The organism is Insolitispirillum peregrinum (genome assembly GCF_900156605.1).
Classification (GTDB): domain Bacteria; phylum Pseudomonadota; class Alphaproteobacteria; order Rhodospirillales; family Rhodospirillaceae; genus Insolitispirillum; species Insolitispirillum peregrinum.
Genome location: NZ_FTOA01000002.1, coordinates 131519 through 144908, shown reverse-complemented (window position 1 = coordinate 144908; position 13390 = coordinate 131519). Strand labels below are relative to the sequence as shown.

Here is a 13390-nt window from a genome sequence, read left to right as displayed (position 1 = left end):
CACCGAGCGAAAACGCGCTCCGTTTTTCGTGCCGCATTTTCAAGTTGACTGGAGACGGTCAACTTGAAAATGCTTTAGTCCCCAAGTGAACGTTCGGGGCCTGAGGCTCCGGGCAGGTGCGGACGGCAGTCCGTAAGCTGGCTTGCGCAGCAAACCGGGTTACGGGCATAGTGGCGCTGGATGGCTTCCGGCCACGGACCAGAGCCACCGCCACTTTCTACTGATGGCCCTAGAGCATTTTCCGTTCTCTCTGGAGCACGTCAAATACTCTAGTGTCTTGTATTTTAAGCAAATACGTTGTCGCAGATGGACCCATCTGCTCTGGATTTGCTCTAGAGGCTGCCCTGTGAACCGTCTTGCCTTCCTTTGCCTGCTCCTGATCATGGGAAGCGTTGCACGCGCTGCCCTTGCTGGCCCGTGTCTTGACAGTGCCCGTCGGGCGGAACAGGCCTTTGGGGTTCCCGATCTGATGTTGCAATCGATCGTCATGCAGGAGAGCGGTGACCAGCAATGGGCGCTGAATGCCGATGGTCAGGCCATTTATCCCGTTGATGAAATCGATGCCAAACAAAAATTGAGGCTTAACCTGCGGCGGGCTGACAATGTTGATATCGGGTGTGGCCAGATTTCGATGAAATATCACTCGAAATACTTCAGCATCCGGCCTGATATGGCGCTCGATCCCTGGATAAATATGGTTTATGCCTCTAAAATCCTGCTCGATAACTACCAACAATACAAATCCTGGACCAAGGCTGTCGCACACTATCATTCCGGTGACGAGCAGCGGCAACAGGAATATCTGTGTCTGATCATGCAACGCATGGCTCGTTTGAAGGGACAGAGTTATCGCTGTTCTGGTCGCTGATTTGCTGCTGCCATGCGATTTTTCTTTACCTGTCCGGGCTGGGCTGGCAGATACCTTGGAGCGAATTCTGCAATTCGATGGCGGGTCTTTGGACAAAAGGGACTGGAAAACGGTGATGGTCAGACTGAAAACATTTGCCGCGCTTGCCCTTGCTCTTCTGTGTGGTGTTTCAGGTACCGCTTTCGCACAGCAGAGACCCGATGACCTGCTTCTCCAGTTTCAGCAGCGCCTGCAGCAAGGTGATGCGAACGAGGATGATGGCGGTAGCGGCCAGAATCCCGTCCAGGACCAGACAGGTGGACGCGGTACAACCCTGACCCCGCAGCAGGACCTGTTCAGCCCGGCCAGCCCGATTGAACTTGCCTATCGCAAGCGGTTCCAGGAGTTTGACCAGACACCGTCTGTCCGCCTGCCAAGTGACATGGAGCAGGAACAGAGCCTGAAACAGCTGCAGAAAAGCGGCAAGTGGTCGTTTAACCTGAAGCAGATCGGTTATGACGTCCTGCAGGTTCCAGCGGGAGCCCCGGCTCCACGCCTGTTGGGAGGGGTCAGTGACAGCTATATTCTCGGGATTGGCGACCAGCTGTCGATTACCCTGCGCGGTCAAACCAACTCTACCCGCCAGTTGTACGTCGGTCGTGATGGACAGGTGATTTTGCCGAACCTGCCACCGGTCGTCGCCGCTGGTCGGTCCTTTGCTGATTTCCGCAGCGATCTGGAAGCTCAAGTGGCCTCCTCCCTGCTGGAAACGCAGGTTTTTGTCACTCTGGGCTCGGTGCGTCAGCTATCCATTCTGGTTGGCGGTGAAGTCAGCAACCCCGGTATGGTGACGGTCAGCAGCCTGTCTTCGGTGATTGATGCCCTGGCGGCGGCCAAAGGGATCAACAAGACCGGCACACTGCGCGCCGTGCAGTTGATCCGGGATGGCCAGACCCATACCCTTGACCTGTATCCGGTCCTGCTGGGGATCGGGAAACCGGAAGACATGGCTCTGCGCGAAGGTGACCGTATCGTGGTCCCCCCCGTTGGCCCGACTGTCGCCGTCTTCGCTGCTGTCAGCCGTCCGGGGATTTATGAAATAAAGGGCGGCTCGCTGCCGGTTCAAGAGGCTCTGCGGTTTGCCGGTGGCGCGCTGTCGGCGGATGGTCAGCGGTTTGTCCGCATCAGCCTCGGCCCTGATGGGCGTGGCGGTGTCAGTGAAACGACGTCGGCCAAAGGGACCCTGAAGCGTGGTGACATGCTGGGCGTCATCACCCGCTCTGGCGGCACCCGGGGAGCCATCTATCTGAGCGGGCATGTCACCAGTCAGGGGTGGATCTCGCTGTCTGCATCGCCCAGCCTGCGGGCTTTGCTGGCTGATCGCAGCCTGTTGCGGAATGAACCCTATTTGCCGTTCGTGGTGGTCAAGCGCCAGAACGCGGCCACCATGGCCACCGAGTACAAGGGTGTTGATGGAGCCCATCTGCAGCGGGGAGGGGAAGATTTCCCCCTGCAGGATCAGGACCAGGTCATCATTCTGTCGCAAAACGAAATTCGCTATCTGAATTCCTATGACGTGAGCCAGGTTCTGGCCGGTTCTGACCCGGCTTATGGCTTTAGTGCGTCTGATTGGGCAAACGAGCGTAACAAGGAAAAGGAGCTGGGGCAGGCTCAGACGCAGACCGGTCGGGCCAATGGTAATGCTCAGGCAGCGTCTGGTCAGCAAGACGGCCCGTCGCTGCAACAGGATCCGACGGCATCACTGGATGACAGGCGAGTGCGTAAAGCCCTGAAAACCTGTGAGGGTTTGCGGTTCCTTGCCAATGAGATTGCCGAGAAGGGCACCTTGACGATTGATCTGGGGCCTCAGGAGGCGTCTCCTCCCAGAAACGTGCAACCCTGTCCGGATATTTATGACAAATACCCGGCGCTATTGTCCTTTGTGCTCCATCATGCCATGTCGGTCAGTGGCGCAATCTATCGCCCGGGGCGTTACCCGGTCAGCGATGAGGGATTCCTGGCTGACATTCTGGCTGCTGCTGGTGGTGCGACCGGAAAGGCAGACCCGGATGGCGTGGAAGTTACCCAGTTGCGCGATGCCGTTGCCATGCGGCAGAAGATCCCCCTGGCTCTGGCGCAGAGTGATTTCCTGATCGGTCCATCGGCATCGGTGGTCGTGGCCGAGCGCTTTACCAATATTGATGGTGGCCTGGTGACGCTGGGTGGTGAAGTCCGCCATCCGGGTCGTTATGCCCTGTTGCGGGGCGAACGGTTGTCGCAGCTGTTGTCCCGGGCCGGTGGCCTGACCGATGAAGCCTATGTGTTGGGGGCGGTGTTCCGGCGCGACAGCATCAAGGCTGAAGAACAAAGCAGTTATGAGGCGCTGGCCCATGAAATCGAGATGGCCATTCCGACCATGCTGCAACAGCAGGCGGCGTTCTCGGAAAAGAGCAACGATGGCCAGACATCCATGATGGCCCTGCAACAGCTGGTGCGGTCGTTGCGGTCGGCCAAGGCGGCGGGACGCATGGTCATTGATGCTGATCCGGCCGCGCTGCAGAGCAACCCGGAATCCGATGTGGTCCTGCAGGCTGGCGATGCCCTGTATGTCCCCAAACGCCCGAGCCACGTCATGATCAGTGGTGAAGTGATGCACCCCGGGGCCCAGCGCTTTGAGTCCGGGCTGGCGGCCGAGGAATACATCCAGCGGGCCGGAGGCCTGCGGGATTCTGCCGATGAATCGCACGCGTTCATCATTCTGCCTAATGGGTCGGCGCAACCGCTGTCCACCAGCTCGTGGAATTATCGGGAAACCTTTCTGCCCCCGGGCAGCACCATCGTTGTGCCGCGAGACCTGAATCCGGCCCTGTTCTGGAGCTTTACCCGCGATGCTTTGGGTATCTTCAGCAACATGGCCATTTCGGCAGCGGCGCTGGCCTCGATCAACGATTAACGGAGACCGCACGGCGATCCGGATAGCAAGCATGGTCCGTCTCAGGGCAACCCTTTTCCTGTCATGCGCGGTCAGTGCCCTTCTTGCCTCACTGCAGGGAGGGTACGCCCGGGCTGAAGACGTTGGACGGGGTGCCTTCTCCCCCTCCCTGAACGACTACGGAACGACCGGCTTGCTCCAGATGCCTAACGGGCGGATGGGGCGGGATGGTGATTTCTCGCTCGGTTTTTCGACCAGCAGTCCCTATACGCGCTTTTTCCTGACGTCGCAGATTCTCCCCTGGCTGCAGGGAACATTCCGCTATACCGACATCAGTTATGCCTCCTACGGGATTGTTGATACACAATCCTACAAGGACAAATCCGTTGATGTGAAAATCCGGTTGTTACAGGAGGGGCCATCAACCCCCGAAGTCTCGCTTGGGTTCCGCGACGTTGGCGGGACCGGGGTTTTCTCCAGTGAATACCTGGCTGCCAGCCGCCGCTATTACGGCTTTGATTTCACCGGCGGGATCAGCTGGGGGAACATGGGGTCCCGTGGACACCTGCCCAATCCCTTTGGTGTGATCAGTGATCGAATGAAGGTCCGTCCTGATGGTACGGCGGCGGGCAACGTTTCAACCGGCACGCTGTCCACATCGTTCTTTCAGGGTGAAAACATTGGCCTGTTTGGAGGGGTTGAATGGCAAACCCCCGTCGATGGCCTGCGCCTGAAAGTCGAATACGACAGCAACAACTATCAAAATGAGTTTCAGGGCAAGGCCCTGAAAGTGACCAGCCCGATCAATGCAGCGATCGGCTATCGCGTGCTGCCCTGGCTGGACCTGTCCCTGGGATACGAACGCGGCAATACCGTCATGTTCCGTGGGGCGATGGTCAGTAATTTCAATGAAGACATGGGAGTGCCCAAGCTGGATGAAAAGGCACCCCTGCCGGTGACCGGTGCCCAGAAAGCGGCCCCTCCGACGTTGCCGAATCAGGACATGCTGAATACCAGTGTGGTGGGCGCATCAGTGGATACGCTGTTTGACACCATGCAACAGCATGGGGTGGTGGCGCAGTCCGTTGACCTGTCATCGCCGGTGATGACCATTCACCTGGACAAAACCTCTTCGACCAGAGCCGAAGACCTGGCGGCTGTCGGTTTGACAGTGGCCCAGATGCCGACGGTCAGCGGCATTGAAAAGGTTGTTTTCCGGGCCAGCGATGGCTCGACGCTCAGCACGATGGATGCCAACCGCTTGCTGCAGCAACAGGCTTCGCTGGGAGGGACTGCCCCGGTCCCCGAGCCGTCTGCTGCTGATACCGATGTGGCCGGGCGCCTGTTCAAGGCGCTGGACTATTACGGCTTTACCGGTCGGCGGGTGGCGATCAAGGGCAACCGGATCACGGTGGTTTACAGTCAGGGGAAATTCAGCAAGCTGCCGAGTGCTTTTGGGCGTGTTGCCCGGGCGGTTGCCCTTACGACGCCCCCCTCGGTCAGTGAGTTTGACCTGATCGAAGAAAATGCCGGTATTCCGGTTGGCCGTGTGGTGTTTCAGCGTGATGATGTCATCGCGGCGGCAACCTCGCAGAAAAGTATTGATGAGCTGTGGCTCAACAGCGAGACGCCATCCCCCGAGGTTCCTCAGGATCTGGCCTGGAATGACAACAAGGATATTTATCCGGCGGTGTCGTGGGGGCTGAGTCCGAATCTGCGGCAAAATATCGGTGGGCCAAACAATTTCTACATGTACCAGCTGTATGCCAATGCGACAGCCGACGTGCATTTGACCCACAATCTGTCGGTTTCCGGCTCGGTGGGGGGGAACATCTATAACAATTATGCCGACTTTACCTATGATGCCCCCAGTAATTTGCCGCGTGTGCGGACCGACCTGCGCAGCTATCTGATCTCCAGCGATGTCTGGCTGGATTCCCTGCATGCCGATTACATCACCCAGCTGGCGCCCGACTGGTATGGTCGGGGATCGGTCGGGATCTTTGAACTGATGTATGCCGGTGTTGATGGTGAAGTGCTGTATCGCCCGGTCGGAAAACGCTGGGCTGTTGGTCTGGATGTCAACCATGTCTGGCAGCGTGACTTTAATGGCGGTTTTGGCCTGAAAGATTATGACGTCACCACCGGGCATCTCACCTGGTACCATCAGTTGCCGTTCGACAACATGACAGCAGCCCTTAGTCTTGGCCGGTATCTGGCCAAAGACGTCGGGGCAACCCTGGCGATCGGACGCCGCTTTGATAATGGGATCACCCTTGGGGCCTGGGCAACCAAGACGGACATCTCGGCAGAAACCTTTGGTGAAGGCTCCTTTGACAAGGGTTTTTATGTCACCATTCCGTTCGGTTTGTTCTCGACGGAAAACACCAAAAACCGGGGAACATTCTCGTTCCGTCCGCTGACGCGTGACGGTGGGGCTCGCGTTGCGCTGCCGATTGAACTTTATGCGGTGACCGGTCCGGGGGATGCCAGTACCGATGGGTGGCAGGACAGCATGAAGTAGGCTTGCCGAGCAGTGTCAGAGGACGCCGCGTTACTGTCGTGTACTGTGATCTGACACAAGGTTTTCCTGACCTGGGAGTATCTCTGAGTATAATTTCATTATACGTCAGGAAAAAAGATGACGTGAAAGGCATTCCTTTGGGATTGGGATGCCATATATTCCTGACGATTATCTCCTGTGTTGAGGATGATTATCTTATTCAATTTGTTTCATTTTTGTTTAATCAGAAATATTTATGGTAATTTTCTGTTGCGTCATTATGTGTATCTGCCATAGAGTAGGGGTCTTTTACCCGAAACGCTTTATAGCCAGAGCGGCCGTGTTGCGTTTTCCGCTTCTGGTGCAAACAGACAAGACAGGGGTTAAAAAGAGCCCCGATTAGGAAAGGCAGAGACGTATGAGTGTCGGCAGATTCACGGGAATGGGTACCGATTGGTCGGTTCTGGAAGGCAAATCGGTTCTGGTTACTGGCGGCACCGGCTCGTTCGGGCGGAAATTCATTCGTGCCCTGCTGGACAACTGCACGCCGCGCCGGGTGGTGGTGTTCTCGCGCGATGAACTGAAGCAGTACGAGATGGACCGCGAGTTCCAGACCCATCCCGGCTATGGCCGCCTGCGCTTTTTCATCGGTGATGTGCGCGACCTTGACCGTCTGGTGATGGCCTTCCGCGACATTGACATCGTGGTTCACGCCGCCGCGCTGAAGCATGTGCCGATTGCCGAATACAACCCGTTTGAATGCATCCGCACCAACGTCATCGGGGCGGAAAACGTGGTCACCGCCTGCCTGCGCACCAATGTGCAAAAGGTGGTGGCGCTGTCCACCGACAAGGCCGCCAGCCCGCTGAACCTGTATGGCGCCAGCAAGCTGGCCTCGGACAAGATTTTCGTTGCCGGCAACAACATGGCCGGTGGCGACGGCCCGCGCTTTTGCGTGGTGCGCTATGGCAACGTGATCGGTTCGCGTGGCAGCGTGGTGCCGCTGTTCCAGCAGATGATCCGCGATGGCGCCAAAGACCTGCCGATCACCGACGAGCGGATGACCCGGTTCTGGATCACCCTGCAACAGGGGGTGGCCTTTGTGGTGTCCAGCCTGCAGCAGATGGACGGCGGCGAGATTTTCATCCCCAAGATCCCCAGCATGCACATGGTCGATCTGGCGGCAGCACTGGCCCCCGATCTGCCGCGCCGTATCGTCGGCATCCGTCCGGGCGAAAAGCTGCACGAAGTGATGATCACCGAAGACGACGCCCGCAATACGCTGGAGCTGGCCGACCGCTATATCATCGAGCCGTCGCTGGCGTTCTGGAAGCGTGGCGGCGTGGCGGCCAATGCCACGCCGGTTGGTGATAATTTCCATTATGCCAGTAACAACAACCCGGACGTCCTGGACGCCAACGGGCTGGCCGAGATGCTGCGGGACGCAGGTTTGCTCGAGACGGAGAGCTGTGGAGCCGGTCATGCTGCATACTGAAGCTCCTGGCCCGGTTCTGATCACCGGAGCGGGCGGAGCTCTGGGGCATTATTTCCGCTTGGCATGGGCCACAGATGGTCTGGCGGGGCGGCACATTGTCCCTCTGGTTCGTCCGGGCTCGAAGGTGGACGTCTGGCACCATGAGGATGGGGACTGTCTTGCGCCGTTCGAGGCCGTTGACCTGGCCAATGCTGCGCAAACCGATGCCCTGATTGCGCACTGGAAACCGGCGGTGGTGATCCACTGCGCGGCGCTGGCCAATGTGGATACCTGCGAGGACGATCGCGCGGCGGCCTTTCGTGACAATGTGGCAGCAACCCGGTCGCTGGTCGATGCGCTGGCCCGGCATGCTCCGTCCTGTCACCTGATCCATGTCTCTACCGATCAGGTTTACCGCGATGGTGGGGGACAAGGGGGCGACGTGGGGCCGGTCAACCTGTACGGCTGGACCAAGCTGTGGAGCGAGGATATTGCCCGTCAGCATGCCATTACAACGGTACTTCGCCTGAATTACGTCGGTAGGGGGACGCCGAGTCGCCCGGGGCTGGTCAGCTGGCTGGTCAACAGTCTGGAAGTCGGTAAATCCATCACCCTGTTTCAGGATGTCCTGTTCAATCCGTGCCATGGATCGCTGGTGCCGGTGCTGGCCCGGAAATTTGTGACCTCGGGACTCTGTGGTGTGTTCAATGTGGGGTCCAGTGGGGGCGGGCTGTCGAAAGCCGAGTTCCTGCTGCAACTGGCGCAGCGCCTGCACTTGCCAACGGAAACGGCCCATCTTGGCCGTCTGAGTGATGTTGCCCTGAAAGCGCCGCGCCCACTGGACATGCGGATGGATGTTTCTGCAACGGCGACTGCCCTGGGCGTTCCTTTGCCATCCATTGCCAGCACCCTCGACGAGCTGGTTGCCGAATGGCAGGAAGTGGAAAACGTCTGATGTCTGTTGATGAGCGGATTCTGGTTGTTGCAGCCCACCCGGATGACGAGGTTCTGGGATGCGGGGGAACATTGGCCAGGTACCGCGCCCTTGGGTGGCCTGTTCGGGTGGTCTTTTTGGCCGAAGGGGTGACGGCCCGCTATCAGCCGGAGCAGTTTTCCCTGCCCGAAGTGGTGGAAAAATCTGCGCGTCGCAATGCCAATGCCCTGAAGGCGCTGGCATTGCTTGGCGTCGATGCCGATCAGGTTTTCCTGGCCAAGCGCCCCTGTTGCCGACTGGATCAGGTTCCGTTGCTGGACCTGACCAAACAGATTGAAGCCCATATCCGCGATTTCCGCCCGACCCGCCTGTTTACCCATTCGGCAGATGATCCGAATGTTGATCATGGGGTCACGCACCGGGCGATGCTGCCAGCGGTTCGCCCGTTGCCGGGACAGAGCCTGCGCGCAATTTTTGCCTTTGAAGTCTTGTCGAGCACCGAATGGAACCCGCTGAAGCCCTTTGCGCCGACGGTGTTCACCGATATTTCGCAGACCATGGAGCTGAAGGTCGCGGCGATGGCCGCCTATGAAGACGAGATGCATCCGCCCCCGCATCCGCGCTCTCCCGAGGTTTTGCGGGCTCTGGGGCATTTCCGTGGGGCACAGGCGGGTATGACCTATGCCGAAGGCTTCGCCCTGATCCGGGGCCTGAACCTGTGAAGGCCTGGCCATCGCTTCTTGTCCGCTGTGATGCTGGCGGGGATCATGGGCTGGGGCACCTGATGCGCTGCCTTGCGCTGGCGGAAGCCCTGCGGGCTGTCGGTGGCCCGGTCGCACAGTTTCGCATGCAGGCGCCTGACGCCATTGTGCAGCGGGTTCGTGATGCCGGGTTTTCCGTGCAGGGGAGCACGCGGCAGGCTGGTCAGGACAGTGACGACCTTGTGCTCTGGTGCCAGCAGAACAGGGCCGGTGGTCCGCCGTGGGTGGTGCTCGATGGCAAGTATGTCGACCCTGCCCTGCTGTCCCCATTGGCCGAGGCCAGTCGCCTGATCTGTTACGATGACGCACCATACCGCGATTTTCCAGCGGCGGTGATCATCAACGCCCAGCCGTGGACTTCGGCAACCGATTACCCGCTGCGGGCAGGCCGTCTGGTGCTGGCGGGCGGACAGTACAACTCGATCCATCCGGGCTATTTTGCCGCTGCCGACAGACCGGACCGCCCAGCCATCCTGATCACGCTGGGCGGCGAAGACCCGGCCAACGATACGGCGTGGATCGCTCGCACGCTGGCCGATGAATTGAGCCGTTTTCCAGTGTTGGCGGTGATCGGCCCGGCTCACCCGGACCGGACGGCGGCCTGTGCAGCGCTGACCCGTTTTTTGCCCCGGAGTGAAATCATCCATGCCCCGCCGTCACTGATCCCGATGGCCGAGCGGTCTTTTCTGGCCCTGTCCGCCGGGGGAACCAGTTGCTATGAGTTGCAGGCCGCCGGGATTGCCGTGGCCGCCATTGCGGTGGAAGAGCATCAGGTGCCTTTTGTTGCGGCACTGGAACGACTGGGCGGTGTGGTTCCTCTGGCCGGTCCGGCCCCGGCCACTGGCGACCGCCCGGCAGCCGGGCCGCGTGCCATCCTGCACCGCCTGTTGCATGACCGGGAGTGGCGAGACGAGCGCATCGCCCGTGGCAGGGCCTTGTTCCCGGCCCCCGGAGGCCAAAATCTGGCCCAATCCCTGATGGAGCACCTGTGCTGATGTCTGTTTCTGCCGACCGTCTGATTCTGGGAACCGCTCAGCTGGGGCTGTCCTATGGCATCGCCAACCAGAACGGCAAGCCTGACCGGTCCGAGGCGATTGCTCTGGTCCATACCGCTCTGGCTGCTGGGGTGCGGGTGCTGGATACCGCCCGCTGCTATGGCGATTCCGAAGAGGTTCTGCACGATGCCTTGCAGGCGGCTCCGGGGGATCTTGCGCAGCAGGCAACGGTGATCACCAAGGTCAACACGCCTGAACCAGAGGAGGCCGCCGCCCTGAGCGATGCGGCTTTGGCGGACCTGGCCCGGGACGGCGTCCGGGCATCCTGTCAGGTGCTGGGCGTCGAGACGCTGCCGGTGGTGCTGATCCGTGAAGCCTGGCCCCTGCGCCGTCCGAACGGATTCTGGCAGGCGTTGCTGGAAATGCGGGAACAGGGTCTGATTGGAACCTTGGGGCTGTCGGCTCAGGCCGCCGAAGAGGCCGATCTGGCCGCTGCCTGCCCCGATATCGGCCATCTGCAAATCCCCTTTAACCTGCTGGATTATCGCTGGCGGGACGGGGGGGCGCTGGATCGTCTGGCCTCTCGACCAGACATCACCCTGCATGTGCGCTCGGTCTTTTTGCAGGGCTTGCTGTTGGGAGGGGATCGCGTGTTATGGCCTGCTGTTGCCAACGGCTGCGGTCCGGCGGTTCAGGCGGCCTTGCTGCGGGCCAAAGACGAATTGGGGCGGGCGTCGCTGGCTGATCTGTGCCTTGCGTATGTGCTTGGCTATCCGCAGGTTGCCGGGGTGGTTCTGGGCATGGAAACCAGTGCCCAGCTCGGCGATAATCTGGCTCTGCTGGCCCGGCCTCCGTTAACCGTTGACCAGCGCAAGGCCGTTGATGCGATGGTGCCCCGGGTTCCCGAGGCGCTGTTGAATCCCGGTCAGTGGTAAACGGACCGCATCGTTGATCGCATCCACAGTATAAAAACGAGGACACCCATGGTCGCACAGATGAAGATTGGTTCGCGCCTGATCGGGGACGGACACCCGGTTTTCGTGATGGCAGAGGCCGGAGCCAACCACAATGGCGACCTGGGGCTGGCGAAGCAGCTGGTGGATGTGGCCAAAGCGGCGGGCGCTGACTGCGTCAAGTTCCAGACCTTCACCGCCGCCGAGTTCTGTGCCGACCGCACCAAGACCTTCACCTATTTCAGTCAGGGCCAGCAGGTCACGGAAAGCGAATACGAGATGTTCCGCCGGCTGGAGTTCACCCGTGAGGAATGGGTGGAGTTGATGGCCTATTGCGACCAGCAGCAGATCATGTTCCTGACCACCGTGCAGGACCCGGTGAATCTGGAAATGATGCAGGACCTGGGGTTGCTGGCGATCAAGGTCGGATCGGATGATTTCGACCATTTGCCCAATCTGCGCACCTTTGCCGACACTGGTCTGCCGCTGATCATCTCCAAGGGGATGGCCGATGCGGACGAAGTGGACAAGGTGGTCAATGACCTGAAGCCCCGTTGTTCCAGTCTGGGGGTTCTGCACTGCGTTTCCCTCTATCCGTCAGACCCTGAGCACCTGAATCTGGCGCAAATCCCGGCGTTGCGGGCACGCCATCCCGAGGTGGTGTGGGGATTTTCCGATCACAGCCGCTCGACGGTGGCCCCGGCGCTGGCGGTGGCTTTGGGGGCGCGGATCATTGAAAAGCACATCACCCTCAGTCATGACCTGCCCGGCCCGGATCACTGGTTCTCGATGGACCCGGCTGAACTGACGGAAATGGTGGCCCATATCCGCTTTGCCGAGGCCGCACAGGGCAGCGGGTTGATCATCCCCAATGCCGCCGAAGAACGCAGCCGGACCATCATGCGCCGCCGCATCATCGCCCGCCATGACCTGCCCGCCGGAACCGTGCTGGACGAGCAGGCAGTGACCTTCAAGCGTGCGGAACAGGGCCTGTATGTCGGGGACTGGGACTCCGTGCAGGGCCACCGCCTGCGCACGGCCAAAGCCGCCGCCGAGGGCATTTGTGCTGACGACCTTGAGCCTGCAGGTGTCTGATGATCGTTTCCATTCATCAGCCTGCTTACCTGCCCTGGCTGGGGTATTTCGACAAAATTCTCAAGTCGGACCTGTTTTTGTATCTTGATACCGTCCAGTTCCAGAAGGGCAGTTTCCAGAACCGCAACAAGATCCGCACCAAGGATGGCTGGATCTGGCAGACAGTGCCAGTCCAGACCAAGGGCAAGCACTATGAGCAGACCATTGCCGAGGTAGACATCAACCCGGTGTTGCCGTGGCAGGCCAAGCACTGGGCCGCGATCAGTCAGAATTATCGCAAGGCGCCGTGTGCTGCCGACTGGCTGCCACGGCTCGAACCGTTCTATCACACCCCCTATCAGCGCCTGAGCGATCTGTGTTGGGACATGATGGATGTTTTTAATCAGGCCCTTGGGATCACCACCCCGATCCGCAAAACGTCTGACATGCCGCCGGTTGACGGGGCCAAAAGTGACCTGATCCTGAATCTGTGCCGCGCGGTCGGAGCGACAACCTATCTGTCTGGCTCGCAAGGGCGGGGATATCTGAACGAAGCCTCGTTCGCCGAGGCTGGAATTGCGGTTGTCTATCAGGACTACCAGCATCCTGCCTATCAACAAGCCTACCCGGGTTTTGAGCCCTATATGGGGGTTATTGACCTGTTGATGAATGAACCCAACCCAGTTAACCTGCTGGAAGGATAGTCAGCTGGTTTTCAACCGATTGTGATGACTTCCAGCGTGGGGAACCAGCGGAAAGTCCCCATCTGCGGCAAGGCGATACCAGCGGCGATTTCGCCGATCGGTCTCTGTTTGCCGATTTCCCGCTGGATGTGCTGGATCACGTCATCAGCCAGATTTGTCAGACCAGTGCCTGAACGGCAGGGCTGGTGGAATGTTGTGGCCCGGAAAAAGGCA

Annotated in this window: 11 protein-coding genes; 10 read left to right on the top strand and 1 reads right to left on the bottom strand. The window is 59.6% G+C overall.

Going from position 1 to position 13390, the window contains the following annotated elements; all coding sequences use genetic code 11:
- The first annotated feature begins 346 nt into the window (after nt 1-346).
- From BW995_RS04650 to BW995_RS04605, 10 genes are all read left to right on the top strand, one after another.
- The gene (locus BW995_RS04650) at nt 347-868 is read left to right on the top strand and encodes a transglycosylase SLT domain-containing protein (protein WP_076399044.1); all 522 of its coding nucleotides are present in this window, start codon (nt 347-349) and stop codon (nt 866-868) included.
- A 115-nt stretch (nt 869-983) separates the two neighbouring features.
- Nucleotides 984-3800, top strand: a complete 2817-nt coding sequence (locus tag BW995_RS04645; protein WP_076399043.1) for an SLBB domain-containing protein — start codon at nt 984-986, stop codon at nt 3798-3800.
- Nucleotides 3736-6303: a YjbH domain-containing protein gene (locus tag BW995_RS04640; protein ID WP_084194588.1), complete on the top strand. Its 2568-nt coding sequence runs from the start codon at nt 3736-3738 to the stop codon at nt 6301-6303. The genes BW995_RS04645 and BW995_RS04640 overlap by 65 nt, the downstream gene beginning before the upstream one ends.
- Nucleotides 6304-6724: 421 nt before the next feature.
- Nucleotides 6725-7777, top strand: a complete 1053-nt coding sequence (gene pseB / locus BW995_RS04635) for a UDP-N-acetylglucosamine 4,6-dehydratase (inverting) (RefSeq protein WP_245821282.1) — start codon at nt 6725-6727, stop codon at nt 7775-7777.
- Entirely contained in the window at nt 7764-8711 is a 948-nt protein-coding gene (locus BW995_RS04630) for an SDR family oxidoreductase (protein ID WP_076399040.1), read from the top strand. The genes pseB and BW995_RS04630 overlap by 14 nt, the downstream gene beginning before the upstream one ends.
- Nucleotides 8711-9412 (top strand): PIG-L deacetylase family protein, encoded by a 702-nt coding sequence (locus BW995_RS04625; protein WP_076399039.1) that lies wholly within the window; start codon nt 8711-8713, stop codon nt 9410-9412. Before BW995_RS04630 ends, BW995_RS04625 begins: the two co-directional genes overlap by 1 nt.
- 62 nt (nt 9413-9474) lie before the next feature.
- Nucleotides 9475-10446, top strand: coding sequence for a hypothetical protein (locus BW995_RS04620; protein WP_139332762.1), 972 nt, complete (start codon nt 9475-9477; stop codon nt 10444-10446).
- Nucleotides 10446-11381 carry an aldo/keto reductase gene (locus BW995_RS04615; protein ID WP_139332761.1) on the top strand — a complete coding sequence of 312 codons (936 nt, stop codon included), beginning with the start codon at nt 10446-10448 and terminating at the stop codon, nt 11379-11381. The genes BW995_RS04620 and BW995_RS04615 overlap by 1 nt, the downstream gene beginning before the upstream one ends.
- A 48-nt stretch (nt 11382-11429) precedes the next feature.
- Nucleotides 11430-12494, top strand: coding sequence for an N-acetylneuraminate synthase family protein (locus tag BW995_RS04610; protein ID WP_076399036.1), 1065 nt, complete (start codon nt 11430-11432; stop codon nt 12492-12494).
- Nucleotides 12494-13177, top strand: a complete 684-nt coding sequence (locus BW995_RS04605) for a WbqC family protein (protein ID WP_084194585.1) — start codon at nt 12494-12496, stop codon at nt 13175-13177. Before BW995_RS04610 ends, BW995_RS04605 begins: the two co-directional genes overlap by 1 nt.
- Before the next feature lie 11 nt (nt 13178-13188).
- Here BW995_RS04605 and BW995_RS21215 read toward each other — a convergent pair whose 3' ends face one another.
- The gene (locus BW995_RS21215; protein WP_281251121.1) at nt 13189-13317 is read right to left on the bottom strand and encodes a hypothetical protein; all 129 of its coding nucleotides are present in this window, start codon (nt 13315-13317) and stop codon (nt 13189-13191) included.
- Between the last annotated feature and the right edge of the window lie 73 nt (nt 13318-13390).

Bases quoted from the DNA above. Each gene is read 5' to 3' on its own strand.
- BW995_RS04645 (WP_076399043.1), top strand. From the start codon at position 984: ATGGTCAGACTGAAAACATTTGCCGCGCTTGCCCTTGCTCTTCTGTGT.
- BW995_RS04640 (WP_084194588.1), top strand. From the start codon at position 3,736: ATGCTTTGGGTATCTTCAGCAACATGGCCATTTCGGCAGCGGCGCTGG.
- pseB (WP_245821282.1), top strand. From the start codon at position 6,725: ATGGGTACCGATTGGTCGGTTCTGGAAGGCAAATCGGTTCTGGTTACT.
- BW995_RS04630 (WP_076399040.1), top strand. From the start codon at position 7,764: ATGCTGCATACTGAAGCTCCTGGCCCGGTTCTGATCACCGGAGCGGGC.
- BW995_RS04625 (WP_076399039.1), top strand. From the start codon at position 8,711: ATGTCTGTTGATGAGCGGATTCTGGTTGTTGCAGCCCACCCGGATGAC.
- BW995_RS04620 (WP_139332762.1), top strand. From the start codon at position 9,475: ATGCGCTGCCTTGCGCTGGCGGAAGCCCTGCGGGCTGTCGGTGGCCCG.
- BW995_RS04615 (WP_139332761.1), top strand. From the start codon at position 10,446: ATGTCTGTTTCTGCCGACCGTCTGATTCTGGGAACCGCTCAGCTGGGG.
- BW995_RS04610 (WP_076399036.1), top strand. From the start codon at position 11,430: ATGGTCGCACAGATGAAGATTGGTTCGCGCCTGATCGGGGACGGACAC.
- BW995_RS04605 (WP_084194585.1), top strand. From the start codon at position 12,494: ATGATCGTTTCCATTCATCAGCCTGCTTACCTGCCCTGGCTGGGGTAT.